18 protein-coding genes are annotated in these 13,395 nt (G+C 63.0%); 7 read left to right on the plus strand and 11 right to left on the minus strand.

Annotation, left to right across the window (positions count from 1 at the left end; all coding sequences use genetic code 11):
* Window positions 1–4: 4 nt before the first annotated feature.
* Genes BU28_RS0117925 through BU28_RS0117945 form a run of 5 tightly spaced genes read right to left on the minus strand, consistent with a single transcriptional unit; the run spans window position 5 to window position 5,716 of the window.
* The gene (locus BU28_RS0117925; protein ID WP_028720637.1) at window positions 5–1,453 is read right to left on the minus strand and encodes a S49 family peptidase; all 1,449 of its coding nucleotides are present in this window, start codon (window positions 1,451–1,453) and stop codon (window positions 5–7) included.
* Entirely contained in the window at window positions 1,453–2,940 is a 1,488-nt protein-coding gene (locus tag BU28_RS0117930; protein WP_028720638.1) for a phage portal protein, read from the minus strand. The genes BU28_RS0117925 and BU28_RS0117930 overlap by 1 nt, the downstream gene beginning before the upstream one ends.
* A gap of 11 nt (window positions 2,941–2,951) precedes the next feature.
* Window positions 2,952–3,161, minus strand: a complete 210-nt coding sequence (locus BU28_RS0117935) for a phage head-tail joining protein (RefSeq protein ID WP_028720639.1) — start codon at window positions 3,159–3,161, stop codon at window positions 2,952–2,954.
* A gap of 10 nt (window positions 3,162–3,171) precedes the next feature.
* Window positions 3,172–5,199 carry a phage terminase large subunit family protein gene (locus tag BU28_RS0117940; RefSeq protein ID WP_051578304.1) on the minus strand — a complete coding sequence of 676 codons (2,028 nt, stop codon included), beginning with the start codon at window positions 5,197–5,199 and terminating at the stop codon, window positions 3,172–3,174.
* Window positions 5,147–5,716: a hypothetical protein gene (locus tag BU28_RS0117945; RefSeq protein ID WP_028720641.1), complete on the minus strand. Its 570-nt coding sequence runs from the start codon at window positions 5,714–5,716 to the stop codon at window positions 5,147–5,149. Before BU28_RS0117945 ends, BU28_RS0117940 begins: the two co-directional genes overlap by 53 nt.
* 142 nt (window positions 5,717–5,858) lie before the next feature.
* Here BU28_RS0117945 and BU28_RS0117950 point away from each other — a divergent pair, with 142 nt between their 5' ends.
* The 6 genes from BU28_RS0117950 (at window position 5,859) to BU28_RS0117975 (ending at window position 8,120) form a co-directional block, all read left to right on the plus strand.
* On the plus strand, window positions 5,859–6,071 hold the full coding sequence (locus BU28_RS0117950) for a hypothetical protein (protein WP_028720642.1): 213 nt from the start codon (window positions 5,859–5,861) through the stop codon (window positions 6,069–6,071).
* Window positions 6,072–6,105: 34 nt separating this feature from the next.
* Window positions 6,106–6,327 (plus strand): DUF6900 domain-containing protein, encoded by a 222-nt coding sequence (locus tag BU28_RS0117955; protein WP_028720643.1) that lies wholly within the window; start codon window positions 6,106–6,108, stop codon window positions 6,325–6,327.
* A complete protein-coding gene (locus BU28_RS0117960) occupies window positions 6,324–6,629 on the plus strand; it encodes a hypothetical protein (RefSeq protein WP_028720644.1) in 306 nt (101 codons plus the stop codon). The genes BU28_RS0117955 and BU28_RS0117960 overlap by 4 nt, the downstream gene beginning before the upstream one ends.
* On the plus strand, window positions 6,626–6,982 hold the full coding sequence (locus tag BU28_RS0117965) for a hypothetical protein (protein WP_028720645.1): 357 nt from the start codon (window positions 6,626–6,628) through the stop codon (window positions 6,980–6,982). The genes BU28_RS0117960 and BU28_RS0117965 overlap by 4 nt, the downstream gene beginning before the upstream one ends.
* A 117-nt stretch (window positions 6,983–7,099) precedes the next feature.
* Window positions 7,100–7,498: a hypothetical protein gene (locus BU28_RS0117970; protein WP_028720646.1), complete on the plus strand. Its 399-nt coding sequence runs from the start codon at window positions 7,100–7,102 to the stop codon at window positions 7,496–7,498.
* 37 nt (window positions 7,499–7,535) lie between these two features.
* On the plus strand, window positions 7,536–8,120 hold the full coding sequence (locus BU28_RS0117975) for a DUF3489 domain-containing protein (protein ID WP_028720647.1): 585 nt from the start codon (window positions 7,536–7,538) through the stop codon (window positions 8,118–8,120).
* A gap of 18 nt (window positions 8,121–8,138) precedes the next feature.
* Here BU28_RS0117975 and BU28_RS25725 read toward each other — a convergent pair whose 3' ends face one another.
* Entirely contained in the window at window positions 8,139–8,687 is a 549-nt protein-coding gene (locus BU28_RS25725; protein WP_143809680.1) for a hypothetical protein, read from the minus strand.
* 131 nt (window positions 8,688–8,818) lie between these two features.
* Between BU28_RS25725 and BU28_RS23720 the strand changes: the two genes are divergently transcribed.
* Entirely contained in the window at window positions 8,819–9,817 is a 999-nt protein-coding gene (locus BU28_RS23720; protein ID WP_233144939.1) for an MFS transporter, read from the plus strand.
* 21 nt (window positions 9,818–9,838) lie between these two features.
* On the opposite strand, the gene BU28_RS0117985 is transcribed toward BU28_RS23720, so the two are convergent.
* The 5 genes from BU28_RS0117985 to msrA all read right to left on the minus strand — a co-directional run bounded on the left by BU28_RS0117985 (window position 9,839) and on the right by msrA (window position 13,394).
* The gene (locus BU28_RS0117985; protein ID WP_028720648.1) at window positions 9,839–10,288 is read right to left on the minus strand and encodes a hypothetical protein; all 450 of its coding nucleotides are present in this window, start codon (window positions 10,286–10,288) and stop codon (window positions 9,839–9,841) included.
* Window positions 10,289–10,423: 135 nt separating this feature from the next.
* A complete protein-coding gene (locus BU28_RS23725) occupies window positions 10,424–10,939 on the minus strand; it encodes a hypothetical protein (RefSeq protein WP_226341216.1) in 516 nt (171 codons plus the stop codon).
* Window positions 10,940–11,045: 106 nt separating this feature from the next.
* Complete coding sequence (locus BU28_RS0117995) at window positions 11,046–12,014, minus strand: magnesium and cobalt transport protein CorA (RefSeq protein WP_028720649.1); 969 nt, start codon at window positions 12,012–12,014, stop codon at window positions 11,046–11,048.
* Window positions 12,011–12,715 (minus strand): glutathione S-transferase N-terminal domain-containing protein, encoded by a 705-nt coding sequence (locus tag BU28_RS0118000; protein ID WP_028720650.1) that lies wholly within the window; start codon window positions 12,713–12,715, stop codon window positions 12,011–12,013. Before BU28_RS0118000 ends, BU28_RS0117995 begins: the two co-directional genes overlap by 4 nt.
* A gap of 139 nt (window positions 12,716–12,854) precedes the next feature.
* On the minus strand, window positions 12,855–13,394 hold the full coding sequence (gene msrA / locus BU28_RS0118005; protein WP_028720651.1) for a peptide-methionine (S)-S-oxide reductase MsrA: 540 nt from the start codon (window positions 13,392–13,394) through the stop codon (window positions 12,855–12,857).
* Window position 13,395: the final 1 nt, after the last annotated feature.

Genomic DNA, 13,395 nt, shown 5'->3' on the forward strand with positions numbered 1-13,395 from the left:
GGTATCAACCGCGCGGTGAAGCGGCTGCGCGTTTCGCAGCTGCAACGATCGGGCTTTCCTTTGCCAGCGGCAGGACCAACGACGGCGGTGCGGCGACGATATCTCGGGCGTCCGCAGCTGCGCTGGCGCGCTCCAGCACCAGTTTGCGCAAGGCCTCGGGTGCGGTGCCGTCGCGCAGCGCTTTGGCCGCGTCGATGGTGATCCCAAGGCGGCCCGCCTGTGCCGCGATCTCTGTGATTTCCGCCGCCGCCTCGCGCAGCTGCACCGAGAGCTCGGCCAGATTGTTGGTCTGCGTGGCGGTCTGCTCTGGGGCCGGTGCCGCAGCAGCTGGAGCGTCAGGTGCAGTGGGGGCCGGGACCGGAGTAGCAGGTACGTCATCGGCGGCGTCGGTTTCACCATCTTCAGTATCGGTTACACCGATCTCGGTATCTTGCGGGCTGTCGTCGGGGTCATTCTCGGTGGCCATGATTACCTCCTGTCTGGGGTGGGTTGACGTGCGGGATTTAGTTGCTGCCACGCGATGGCTGCGCGTGGGCGAAAGGATCGGAGTGCGTGTCAGCATCTGGCGGAACGCGGCAAAGCCCCGGGCCAGATCGGTGACCTCATCGGCAAGGCCTGCGGCGACGGCATCGACCCCGCGGAAGGTCGCAGCTTCGGTCGCCAGAGCTGCCTCCTGGCTAAGCCGCCCAGCGCGCCCGGCGGCCACGGTTTCCGCGAAAAGAAACCGCAACACATCGATCTCGCGCTGGATGTCGTCGCGCACGGCTTCGGGCAGGGGCTGGTAGGGATTCCCATCGACTTTGTGCTGACCTGAATGCACCAGCGTGACGCGCACCCCGTCCTGATCCAACTGGCCGCTCAAGTCGGCATGCAGTACCACCACGCCGATGCTGCCCAGCGCGCCGGTGCGCGGTAGCAGGATACGATCGGCCTGGGACGCGAGGGCATAGCCTGCCGAGAAGGCGTGTTCGGCGACGAAAGCCCAGACTGGCTTGCTGCCCCGGATGGCACGAATGTGATCTGCGAGGTCAAAGACACCCGCCACTTCGCCCCCGAAACTGTCAATTTCCAATGCAAGGCCGCGCACAGCAGGGTCTTCAGCCGCCGCCTCGATCTGCGCGGCGATCCCCTCATAGCTGGTCTGGCCTGAGGATTGGCCGATCCAGCCACCGCGATGGATCAGCACGCCAGAAATCTCGATCACCGCAATCCTGTCCACGACCGGGTAGGGTGCGTCGCCGTGCTGGCGAAAGCTCTCGGTCAAGCCACCTGCTAGAATGCTGGCGCGCGCCGGCAGGGGGACGGTGTTTTCAAACCCGTCACCACTGTCCGCCAACTCGACCCGCCGCCCCAAGATGCGCCGCCCGAGCCCGGATAGAAATGCCGTGGCCTTGGAGGGTTCAACCAGCAGCGGCGTGTTGAAAGCGCGCGCGGCAATACGGGCATGGAGCATCAGGGTTGGTCCTCGTCTTTGCGGGGGTGGTCTTCCGCGTCGTCAATTGCATCTGCTTGGTCCTCGCCCTGCGGCACTGCCTGCACGCCTTGCGCGGGTGAGCCCGGCCGACGGAAGTCGAGGCCGAGCAACCGCTCGCGCGTCCGTTCCGCCGCAATCTCGCGGTCGACCTGTTCGGCGTCATAGCCGCGCTCGGCGATGGCTTGTGTGCGGGACTTCAGGCCTGCTTCGATCTGTGCGATCTCGGCATTGGCGTCCTTGAGCGGATCGACCCAGTCCCATTTCGTGGGGAGCCAATCGGCGGTGAGCAGCCTAGATCGGTTGGCCTCGTAGCCGGGCAGGATAAGGGCACCTGACAGCACCGCCGCATCCATCCAGCGCGCATAGACGGGTCGGCAGAGTTGAAAAACCATGACCGAATGCTGCCAAGCCGAGACGCGGCGGCGGAACTCGATCAGGGCAAGGCGCGAGTTGGAGAAGTTGCCCTTCACCATGTCATTGGCGATGTAGGGGTAGGGGATGCCCAGCGCGGCAGATATCTGCAGCAGCGTCCGGTACTGGAACGGCTCATAGGTCGCGCCGCTGTCGGCAGGTTGGCCCACGGTGACATCCTCACCGGGGTCCAGCCGCACGACCTGGCCGGGGCTTATTTCGACACCGGCTGGTCCGTCCTCGTCCTCGGGCGGGGCAAGGGGGTTCTCCGGCGCGGGCGAGGTCACGAACATCGCATACATCGCCGCGACCTTTTTGCGGTCGAGCTCGGCATCGTCGTACTGATCGAGCAGGAACAGTTTCACGATGGCGGGGGCCAGTTTCGACACCCCGCGCAGCTGGCCGCCCTCGACCGGGTCGATGACATGGATCACTTCCGCGGCGGGAACGCGGACGATCTCGCCCGCCAGCCCCGGATCGGTGCTGTCGCCTGGATGGCGGCGCAGGAAGTGATAGGCGACGCGGCGGCCGATCCGGTCGAATTCGATGCCCTGACGGATGACGTTGCCGTTCGCTGCCGTCCCGGTCTGTTCCAACGGCAGCATCTCGGCCGGCAGCATCTGCAGTTGCAGGGGCACGCTCAGCCCATCGCCCGGGCGGCGCATCCGGATCCGGAAGAACACCTCGCCTGCCATGAACACCTCACGGGCGGCGCGGCGCTGGAGCCCGTAGAAATCGGTGAGTCCCTCCGCGTCTGCATCGTCGGTCCAGGCGAGCCAGAGGCGCTGCAGCTCTTCCTTGCGCGCGGCATCCACGATTTTCGAGATCGGCTTGATCCCGTCGCCGACGGTGTTGGCGGCCCAGCTTTCGACCGCATTCACCGCATAGCCGTTGTTGCGCACAAGCCAGCGGGCGCGGGCGGTGATGTCGGGACCAGCGGCTGCAATCAGCGCGTTGACATGCGCGCGCGTCGCGCGGAACCCGCGCAGGCGCCGGTGGTGCTGGCCGGCGTCGAACCCACCGATGAAGGCCCCGAGGCGCTGCCGCCAGTTCATTGCGCCGCCCATCACAGATCCTTCACAGCGTACGGACGCAGCACCCGCCCAGCGCCACGTTCCAGCTTGGCGATGCGGCGCTCAATATCGCCGATTGCTGCGGCCAGTTCCGCGTCCGAGCCGTAATTCACGGTCTTGCCGTCATAGCTGACCGACCGCGTACCGCTGTAGCGCGCGGCCAGCAGCGCGCTGTGGCGGGATTTCAGTTGGTCGAGGGTCATCGCGGTTTGCTCATTCCATGTATCGCGGCGTGCTGATCTTCCAGCCGCGCCGCCTTGGGGCGGTTACTTGCCCGGCTTGCGGGGCTGTCGGTTTCTCCGGCGCGGCATCCATAGGCACAGCGGCAGTTTCCACCCCCGCCTGTTTCTCCAGCTGCTGCCACATGCGCTCGTCGAAACGGTCCGCGCCGAGGATCCACGCCGCCGCGCGCGCATAGACGCGGGCGTCGAGCGCCTCGTTGCGCTCGCGCATCTTCTGCCATTCCTGTCGGGCATAGCCACGCTTGTCGCGGATCGTGACCAGCTGCTCGGCCACAAGCTGCTTGAGCCATTCAGTGTCGGCCCAGTCGGGCAGGTGGATCGTACCAGCAGGGACGGGCGTGTCCTGTTCCGACGGCCGCTCGATCCGCAGGTGCCGATAGGTCTCCGCCTTGAACGTGGCCGTGGCCACCGTCCAAAGCCGCGCGCCGCGTTTCAATTTGCGACCATTCACCGTCGCGTCGACATATGTCGGGCCCGACGCGGGTGTGGCGCGGTTGAACCCCTCGAGGCCCTTCACGGGCGCCACCTGCGCGATGCCCTGCTTGCGGGCCCATGCATAGACTGCGGCGGACTCGTAGCCGGTGTCGATGGCGAGCTTCGCCAGCGTCATGACCGCGCCGTGCTCATGGACCCATGTCTGCCCCAGCAGCGCGGTCAGCCTATCCCAGCACGCCGGGTCATCCGGTCCACCCGGAATGACGATGTGATCCACGAGCCAGCTGGTCATACCCCGGCCCCAGGCCCAGATATCGACCTCGATCCGGTCCTTCTGCACATCGGCGCCAGCCGTCAGGAACAGCCCGCATGCGGGGATCTGCGCCGGGAAAGCAAAGCGCCGATCCGCGAGGCGCTGCCATTCCGGCGCTTCGCCGCTCTCGATCCAGGTCTCGCCCAGCAGCGTGTTGCGCGCAGCACGCAGCATCTCGTCCGAGCCTTGGGCGGCCAGCCAGTCCCGTGCGATCTGCTCCCAGCTCTTCCAGCCGATCGGCGAATAGAGGGCCGAGAGGTGGAAGCCGATGGCATGTGGATTGGCCGAGACCGCAGTCGCCCGCCATTCGCCATTGGCCAGCATCTGCGTCTTGTGGTGCTCGGCGATGGGCTTCTCGCAGCCTTCGCAGTGATACATGGCCGTCTCGGGCTTTCCCTTGCCCCAGCGCAGCCTCTCGAACTGCAGCCACTGCCTGTGACCGCAATGGGGGCAGGGCACGAAGTAGCGCCGCTGGTCGCTGGCCTCGAACTCCCGCTCGATGCGCGACAGCCCCCGCACCGTAGGCGTCGAGACCATGAACACCTTGCGCCGATGCGCGAAGGTGGTGGTCCTTGCCTCGGCCAGCGTGACCGGGTCGCCCTCTTCGTCGGCAGAGGCCGGATAGGCATCGACCTCATCCAGAAACACATAGCGGGCGGGCATCGAGCGCAGGCCAGTGGCCGAGTTCGCGCCGGTCAGCACCAGAATGCCGCCGGGGAATTCCTTGGACAGCATCGAGTTGCCAGCATCACGCGAGCGGGCAGGGCTGACGCGTTCCTTCAGGGCCGGGCTGTCTTCGATCAGTGGGTCGATCCGGCCTCGCGACGTGCGCTTCGCCATCTCGACCGTGGGCAGCACCGCCAGCATCGGCCCCGGCGCGTGGTGGATCACGAAGCCAATCCAGTTGTTGCCAGCCTCGGTCGCGCCGACCTGTGCGGCTTTCATGAAGCTGATCCGCTGCGCCGGGTGGCTGGGAGAGAGTGCATCCATAATCGCGCGCAGGTAGGGCGCGCGGGCCGTGCGATAGCGCCCGGGTTCAGCTGCTGCGCGGGAGGATAGCCAGCGATGCGCGTCCGCCCATTCCGAAACGGTCAGATCAGCATCGGGCCGCATGCCACGCCGCCAAGCGCGCAGCACATCCTCGGCCCCGTCAAAGCCGAGATCCAGACCCTCGGTCAGGTCGTTGTTGTGTTCTCCTTCATTCAAGCGAGACCCGGAGGTCGGCCAAGGCGTCGAGCTGCTCTCGGACATGGGTTTCCAGCACCCTTTGCAGGTTCGCAGTCTCGATTGTCACGGGCACCCCTGATGCCTTCTCCATCTCTGCGGATAATTGCGCTGCCATCAGCGCCGCCACGCGGGTGGGCCAGGTGACCCATGTGTCGCGTTCTTGCCGCGCAAGGCGAAATACCAGCGTTTCGGCCCGCGCGCGGTCGATCAGTACGCCTTTCTTGCGCTGGATCGAGAGCTGCCGTTCCTGCGCCTGGTAGACGGTCAGCGCCGTGCGGGCTTTGAGGTAGGACGTGCTGTCGCCGGGGCCGGATACGCCGCTGCCGCCCATCCCCGGACCATCAGGACCCGCGCCATACCCGCCGCGCGAGCGCATCTGCTGATCGGGATCGGTCATTACCCCACGCCGCGCATCCGAGGCGGCTGCGTTGATCGATCCATCGCCAAACAGCACCAGCCGACCGTTCTTGCGCGCCTTCTGCACCGCCCCGCGCGACAGGCCGGAATGGGCGGAATAGGCGCGTTCGGACATGCCTTCCATAGCGCCGTGTTTTTCCTCAAGACATTGTAATTAAACGGAAATGATCTGCTTATTCAGTTGATTACACTTCCCGAAAGAGCGACTCTGTGGACAGGAAAACGGGTGCATCGCATCCCCAAAGCCACCGCAAGGAGACAAGACAATGACCATCGCAATCCCCTCCGACACGACCCGCATCTTCATCGACCGCGCACGCTTCGTTCAGGCCATGAGCACCGCCACGCTGCAGCGCCACCTCAATGACCAGAGCCTGAATGCCGAGGTCTTCGAGATGGCCGGCCGGGTCGGAATCGACTGCCTGACCATCGAGCTGGCGGATGTCGTCCCGGTCCTGAAGCAGCACGGGCTGATCTGAGCCTGCGCGCCCCTAAGCTACAAGGAGCAAAACCATGCCACGCTGCACCAAAACCGACCCCAACGCCCAGCGCGATGCCCTGATCCTTGAGATCGCCCAGCGCCAGTTTCGCCTCGAGACGCTGGAGACCCGCAACTGGGACCGGCTTGATTTCCACGATGTCGCTGTCTGGGCGATCCGCGCCGCGCTGGAGGAGGCATTCGAGGCCGGACGCCGCGCAGGCCGTGTCAAAACTGAACTGAGGGCTGCATCATGAGCACGCGCGCCCAGATCGCCATCGAAGTGGGCCCCGGAGAATGGGCGCATGTTTACAGCCATTATGACGGCTACCCCGAACACATGCTGCCCTCGCTGGCGCCTTGGACGCCCGAAGACATCCTCGCGGCCATTGAGATCCGGCAGGTCAGCGCCGAGGGGATCGCGGCGTTTGAGAGGCCCCGCGACCCCGTGATCCTGCCGCGCCCGACCTGCCAGTTCTGCCACCTGTATATCTGGCAGGACGGCGGGTGGATCGAACTCGACCGCGAAACCCACGCCCCCGAAGGAGCGACCCCATGATCCCCAATTGCCTTTCCGAGGGCGAAACCCTCGCCGATCTGGCCCGCCGCGAATGCGCCATCGGGTTTGATCTGCGCTTTTGCCGCAGCGTGGCGGTGTCCGAACATGATCTCGATACCGAGACCTGCGATCCGACCGAGGCCGAGTTTGCAACGCTCTATGCTCTGACCGATCTAGGTGAGGCAATCGCGATCCACGACGCCAACCTGACCAGCGCCGGGGCAGACGAGGTCGCCGCCATCGCCCGCGCGCTGTTCGTCGCCATCGTCAATGCCCGCCGCGACCCGCCCGACGCCGCCCAGCGCCACGAGGCGGAACAGGCGGCGCTGACTGATCCGGATCGAATCGCCTGAGCCAAGCGGGTGCGATCATAAAGCAATGATATTGCTCTGAATTGCCTACGATAATCGGCGGGCCGGAGCGATGGTTGTCACAGCAAAACGATGCAACTTACCCAAAGGACCACCGCCATGACGCACCCCATCCTGCCCAGCCGCAACCCTGACCACGGCTTCTTCGGCACCCTGACCACTTGCCCGCAGCGCGACCGCCGCAGTGTTGAGGTCTGGGTGCTGGCCTCAACCCTGATCGCCACCGCCATCCGCGCCAACAGCGAGGACGAGATGATTGGCATTCGCGACTTTCTCGACGGCCGCATGGGCCGCCATTTCGCCGACGATGTGGTCGGCAACATGGTGGGCTGCAATATCGACAGCGAAACCGCGATCAAATCCTCGATCCGCACATGGCAGGAATGGCGCATCTCGCGCCAGCTTGAGCGCGACGAGGGGATCCCTGCAGGCCTGCCATATCTGACCGGCTGGGTTCAGCATTTCGCCGTCGCCGCTGCAATGGCCGAGAGCGACTGATCATCCACGACACCCCATTCCATGACAGGAGGCCAAGATGCCCAAACTCACCGACACCCAAACCGTCGTCCTCAGCCGCGCCGCGACCCGCCCCTGCAATCTCGCCATGCCACTGCCCGAGGGCCTGCATGGCGCCGCCGCCCAGAAGGCGGTCACCGCGATGATCACCCGCGGCTGGCTGGAAGAGGTCGAGGCCAACCTGCGGCGCGGCGAGCCGATGTGGCGTGAAACCGGCGACGGCCACGGCACCACGCTGATCGCGACTGAGGCCGGGCTGCAAGCCATCGGGATCGAGCCCGTGGCGGCCAGCGCCGTTTCCAGTGCGCGCAAGGGGAAGCCGCAGAAGGACGCGGAAGCCGTGCCAACGACCGGGGAGACCGACGCGCCAAAGCCCGTCGCCATTCGCGTCGGCACTAAGCAGGCGCAGATCATCGCCATGCTCCAGCGTCCCCAGGGCGCGACGGTCGCCGAGATGGTCGAGGCCACCGGATGGCTGGCCCATACCGTCCGCGGCTCGATCTCCGGCGCCCTGAAGAAGAAGCTTGGGCTGCCCATCACGGCCGAAAAGGCAGTAGGCAGGGGAACGGTGTATGGGCTTCAGTGGCGGGATACCAAGCCGTGAACTGCAACTCGAGACTTATTAGATGGCCTTCGCCGCGTCCCGACACTTTTCGCAGAAGGATAGAACATCCAACTCTACGATACTTTCCAGCGAGCCATTCGTGCTTAGCGCACAGAAGACAAAGATATGCCTATCGGCATCAATTCTGAAATTCATTGCGGAGGGGTGGCGATGCTTCACCTTGTTCAGCGCTTTTTCAAGGCTGATGTCGGTAATCAACGCTGATGCAGGAAGAATTGCATTTCCCGGAGCCGCAGTGATGCAGGCAACGTCGGATGGAGATGCATTCGGTTTTGATCGACCAGAAACTGCCGCCATGGAATTCGCGAAATTCGAGCTTGAATAGTTCGGGTCAACTTTGCGGCTATCCCGAATGCGCATCAGCTCACCGATAACATGATCGAAGCAGATCATTGCTTCTTCACTTGCCTTGCCAGCTTGCTGAAGCTGATTACTCTGCCAGCGACCTTTGAAGATCATTGAAAGATTCTCAAGTTTTTCAATGGCATCTTCAATGTTCGAGAAACCTCGCCCGTTACCGACGACAAGAAACTCAGTATGTCCCACGTTTAAAACACCTTCGGTTGCTAAACTTGAACTGGCATTGATGCACCACTCTCTACCAACAGCAGCGCTGACACCAGACCCGTTCTCTCTCCCTTTAGAGAACCTTCGCCGGCTTTGCGGCCATCGCTTCGATGACCGCACTTTTCCATGTGGCGTTCGTGGAGCCGATCGCCTGGATGCCGCTTCGCCTGATTACCGGCTTCGCCTATGCAGGCATGATCCTCGCAACGGAGAGCTGGCTCAACGCGCACGCAGTGCAATCCACGCGCGGGCAACTCCTGTCGATATTCGGAGTCGTCTCGATGGGCTCATGGGCAATCGGGCAGGCGCTACTCAACATCGCACCGCCCGCCGACGTGACACTGTTCCTCATCGTGTCGCTCTTGATATCGGCGGCTGTGGTTCCGATCACCTTGCTGCCCAGTCATCCGCCGGCCCAGGTCGAACAGGAGCGGGTCGTATTCAGGGACCTCGTCCTCGCATCGCCCCTCGCTGCTGCTGGCGCGTTCCTGGCCGGCCTGGCTATCGGCGGTTTCTGGGGCATGGGCCCAAACTTTGGCCAGAGGATCGGACTCGATGTGGGCGGCATATCCGCCTTCATGGCTGCGGTTCTTGGTGGAACGCTGGCGTTGCAGTGGCCACTCGGCTGGCTTTCGGATCGAGTGTCCCGAAATCTTGTCATCGCCGGTGCGGCACTGGCGTCCGCGGCGGCTGCCGTCGGCGTAGCGATGGCCGCGGAAGCACCTCTGCCCCTGCTCCTCGCGGCGGGTGCTCTTTTTGGTGGCTTTGGCATACCGATCTATTCGTTGTGCCTCGCGGTCGCGAACGACGATCTTCCGGCCAGTCGGCTACTGGGCACCGCGCGCGGGCTTCTGCTACTCAACGGGATCGGGACAGCCGCGGGCCCCCTCATCGGGGGAGCGGCGATGGCTATCGTAGGTCCAGGCGGCTTGTTCCTTTATGCGGCGGCGTTGCTCATCATCCTGGCGGTGCTGGCCGTCACACGCAGGCAGCCGAGTCCCCCAAACCAGGCCAAGGCCGGCGCCCGTTGTCCGAGCACGCCGATGATCACGGGATCTCTCGATACGATGATATGCATGCAAGGAAAGACCCAGGACGTTCGGCATTAGTGTGGGCGGCGGTGGGGTGCCTTATTCTACGTCTTCTACTGTGAGATCCCGTCCGTTGAACTGCACGGTCTCCCCGGCTCGGGCACCCTCGATTGCTTCGAAGATCGGCGCCATCGTGGAAATGCCCATGAGCTCACGCCCCTGACAGGTGAACTTGCTCGTTGACACCGCGATCACAAAGTGGCGGCCAGACAGCTTGACGACTGCGCCTTCGTTGACGGCCAACTTGGGACCGAAATCGATCGTCCTGAGTTTTTCGAGTTTATCAGCATAGTCATGGAGCGTGTCATCGAGCGCTTCGGCGAAGTCGCTTGCGACCTCGGCCTGAGCTAGTTCGTCGTTTTCGATCGGTTCGCTCCGATCGAGCCGAGCGGTGGAGACATAATCCAGATAATTGTCGCGAGCGCTATGCAAGGCTGCAGTTTCCAGCGAAAGCATAGTTTCCCGAATATGGTCTTTATTCCAATCCATAAATCACCTCGTTATGTTTCGATAATACAAATATCCGGTAGACTGGTCCGCGACCTCTTCGGGAGGGGACCACAGGGGCTCGCTGATCCTGCTATTCATCGCTGATGACGTCCTCTCCCTGATAAGGAATTCTAATCAGCCGTGAATCTCGGATGATGCTTGTGACGAGCCAGACATATGACCGCTCGGCGGTATCGAAGCCGAGAATGCTGAAGGCTCCGCCGAAGGGGCATGCTGGGAAGTCTGGAAAGCCCTGCCGCACAACGTAACGCTCGGGATCGCGGTCAAACTCGCTCTTGTAGACTTTGCGCAGTCCGTGCTTGCTCGGCACATCCTGGTCACCTGCGGGACTGTTTCCCGATGCGCTACGAGGCGCTCAGAGAGGTCGCGGTGACACATTTCGTCGAATACGTCGAACGCGTCGATCAACAGGCCCTTGTGCCCTGTCGCTGGATCGGTGATCGCGTAGATGTTGGAGGCGTCTTCTGCGTCACTCCCGCTTTCGAGGCGTAACGCCGCGTCGATGCGAAGGGCGCAAGGGTCCAGTGTTGATCCGAGATCGAGATCGACGAGATTGCCGTCTTTGACGCGGTACTCGCGGTTGTAGCCCTTGGCGACGAAGGACTGCACTGTTTCTAGAACGTCGGTCACTTGGGATGTCACGGCTGCACCTATGCTTGGTGTCGTATTGAGCCCGCCCCGGCGTCGGGCGCGCTGTGACCGGTCGGATGACGGCGAGTTTTGCGAGACGCGGTATTCACAGCCACTTGGCCATCTTGAAGCGCACAAACAGGAAAAGGCAGGATATCGCCATCACCCCGAGTACGACGAAGTATCCGTAGGCCGTGTCCAGTTCCGGCATATGCTTGAAGTTCATGCCGTATATTCCAGCGATCGCCGTCGGGACTGCGAGTATTGCCGCCCAAGCGGCAAGCTGACGGGTGATCACCCCGATCCTTTGTGCTTCCAAAAGGCTGCTGGCCTCAAAGACTGTAGACAGGACCTGAAGGAGGCCGTCGACCATTGACTGCACCCGATCGACGTGATCCGCGACATCGTTAAAGTACGGCCTCACTTCGGCGCTGATGCAGGGGAAATGCCCGCGGACGAGTTTTCTGACCAGTTCGGCCATAGCGCCGAGCGTGCGTTGGAAGCGCGTGAGTTCGGCCCTCAGCCCGAAGATGCGGGCGACTTCTGCCCGTCCGAGAAAATCGTCTAACGACCGTTTCTCCATCGCGAGGACGTCATCCTCGATCATTTCGAAGATGGGCAGATACTGGTCGACGATACGGTGCAAGATCGCGTGCAGCACGTAGTCGACACCCTTTCCGAAGAGCGCCGGCGAAGCCTCGAGTTGCTCCCGAAGTTTGCCTAGCGCTCCGGCGTTGCCGTGCCGCACGCTGATGAGATGATTGTGACCGGTGAAGATCGCCATCTTGCCGTAGCTGATCCGGTCGCCGACCAGTTCGGCAGTCTGCGCGACGATGTATAGCTCGCCGTTGTAGACGTCGAGCCTGGGCGGGCACAGCGGGTGCATCGCGTTATCGATTGCCAACGGATGGAGGTGATACGTCGCCTGAAGCGCGTGAAGTTCGTCGGCGGTGGGATCCAGAAGAGCGATCCAGCAGAAACCCGAGCGACCCTTGTCGAGTTGGACGCGCTCGTCGATCGCGATTTCCCGGATTCGCTTGCCTTCGTTGTAATAGTAGGCGGCGATGACGCTCATGCCGACCTCGCAGGGATTTGCAGGCCACGCTGCACTGCCGGTCGAGCCAAGCCACGGCCGAGCCATTTCTGGATGTTCGAATAGTCGCTGAGGCTAAGGATGTCGCCAGCAGCGTAGAGTTCAACCAGCGCATTCACCCAGCCGAGCGTCGCGATGTCCGCAATCGAATAGTCGTCGACGAGCCAATCACGGCCTTCCAGTTGGCGATCCAGGATGCCGAGGAGACGCTTGGATTCATCGACAAAGCGCTGCCGAGGCCGTTTGTCCTCATAGTCCTTACCGCCCCACCGCAGGAAAAAGCCAAGCTGACCGAAGATCGGCCCGATGGCCGACACCTGGAAGAATACCCAGGCCAAGGTTTCGTAACGTTGGGCGGGTGAACTCGGAATGAACTGGCCCGTCTTGTCGGCCAGGTAGATAAGGATCGCACCGGATTCCCAAACGGCAATGGGGTTGCCGTCCGGGCCCGCCGGATCGATGATCGCCGGTATGCGGCCGTTCGGGTTTAACGAGACGAACGCTGGGTCCTTCGACTCGTTGTTCGAGATGTCGATCAGGTGGGGCTCGTACGCTAGGCCAGTCTCCTCCAGCATGATCGAGGCTTTGACGCCATTGGGCGTTGGCGCGGCGTACAATTGCAGGCGGTCGGTATGAGAGGCCGGCCAGCGCTGCGTGACCGGAAATGATGAGAGGTCTGGCATAATTCTGCGATCCTGTTGCTACGACGGCGGCTGACTCAAATGACCACCTCATCAATGCGGGGTCCGATGACCGCGTCGTTTGACGACACGGTCAAGAAGAGTGCGAACCCGAGCGGCGCAGCGGCAACGTCAGTGAAGACTATTCCGCTGCGGTGTCGGCCGCAGGCTGCACATCGCCAGCCTTTTGGCGCTGTGGAAGCACCCAGCCGGGACGGGGGAAGTGACAGGTATAGCCGCCGGGCCGCTTCTCCAGATAGTCTTGATGTTCCGGTTCGGCCTCCCAGAAATCGCCGACCGGCTCGACCTCGGTGACGACCTTGCCATCCCACAGCCCGGAGGCATCCACGTCGGCGATCGTGTCCTCTGCGACGCGCTTCTGCTCCTCGTCGACGTAATAGATACCCGACCGGTAGGAGAGCCCACGATCATTGCCCTGGCGGTCCTTCGTCGTAGGATCGTGGATCTGGAAAAAATACTCCAGGATGTTCCGGTAGCTCGTCACTGCCGGGTCGAAGACGATCTCAATCCCCTCGGCATGCGTGCCGTGATTGCGATAAGTGGCGTCCGGAACATCCCCGCCGGTGTAGCCGACACGGGTAGAGACGATGCCGGGTCGCTTGCGGATCAGATCCTGCATGCCCCAGAAACATCCGCCTGCGAGAATTGCGCGCTGGTGCATG

Origin of the sequence: Paracoccus yeei ATCC BAA-599, from assembly GCF_000622145.1 — a bacterium.
GTDB classification, from domain to species: domain Bacteria; phylum Pseudomonadota; class Alphaproteobacteria; order Rhodobacterales; family Rhodobacteraceae; genus Paracoccus; species Paracoccus yeei.

Bases quoted from the DNA above. Each gene is read 5' to 3' on its own strand.
- BU28_RS0117940 (WP_051578304.1), bottom strand. From the start codon at position 5,199: ATGTCCGAGAGCAGCTCGACGCCTTGGCCGACCTCCGGGTCTCGCTTG.
- BU28_RS0117995 (WP_028720649.1), bottom strand. From the start codon at position 12,014: ATGAGCGTCATCGCCGCCTACTATTACAACGAAGGCAAGCGAATCCGG.
- BU28_RS0117960 (WP_028720644.1), top strand. From the start codon at position 6,324: ATGAGCACGCGCGCCCAGATCGCCATCGAAGTGGGCCCCGGAGAATGG.
- msrA (WP_028720651.1), bottom strand. From the start codon at position 13,394: ATGCACCAGCGCGCAATTCTCGCAGGCGGATGTTTCTGGGGCATGCAG.
- BU28_RS0117930 (WP_028720638.1), bottom strand. From the start codon at position 2,940: ATGAACTGGCGGCAGCGCCTCGGGGCCTTCATCGGTGGGTTCGACGCC.
- BU28_RS0117925 (WP_028720637.1), bottom strand. From the start codon at position 1,453: ATGCTCCATGCCCGTATTGCCGCGCGCGCTTTCAACACGCCGCTGCTG.
- BU28_RS23720 (WP_233144939.1), top strand. From the start codon at position 8,819: ATGACCGCACTTTTCCATGTGGCGTTCGTGGAGCCGATCGCCTGGATG.
- BU28_RS0117950 (WP_028720642.1), top strand. From the start codon at position 5,859: ATGACCATCGCAATCCCCTCCGACACGACCCGCATCTTCATCGACCGC.
- BU28_RS0117975 (WP_028720647.1), top strand. From the start codon at position 7,536: ATGCCCAAACTCACCGACACCCAAACCGTCGTCCTCAGCCGCGCCGCG.
- BU28_RS0117935 (WP_028720639.1), bottom strand. From the start codon at position 3,161: ATGACCCTCGACCAACTGAAATCCCGCCACAGCGCGCTGCTGGCCGCG.
- BU28_RS0117970 (WP_028720646.1), top strand. From the start codon at position 7,100: ATGACGCACCCCATCCTGCCCAGCCGCAACCCTGACCACGGCTTCTTC.
- BU28_RS0117955 (WP_028720643.1), top strand. From the start codon at position 6,106: ATGCCACGCTGCACCAAAACCGACCCCAACGCCCAGCGCGATGCCCTG.
- BU28_RS0117985 (WP_028720648.1), bottom strand. From the start codon at position 10,288: ATGGATTGGAATAAAGACCATATTCGGGAAACTATGCTTTCGCTGGAA.
- BU28_RS0117965 (WP_028720645.1), top strand. From the start codon at position 6,626: ATGATCCCCAATTGCCTTTCCGAGGGCGAAACCCTCGCCGATCTGGCC.
- BU28_RS0117945 (WP_028720641.1), bottom strand. From the start codon at position 5,716: ATGGAAGGCATGTCCGAACGCGCCTATTCCGCCCATTCCGGCCTGTCG.
- BU28_RS0118000 (WP_028720650.1), bottom strand. From the start codon at position 12,715: ATGCCAGACCTCTCATCATTTCCGGTCACGCAGCGCTGGCCGGCCTCT.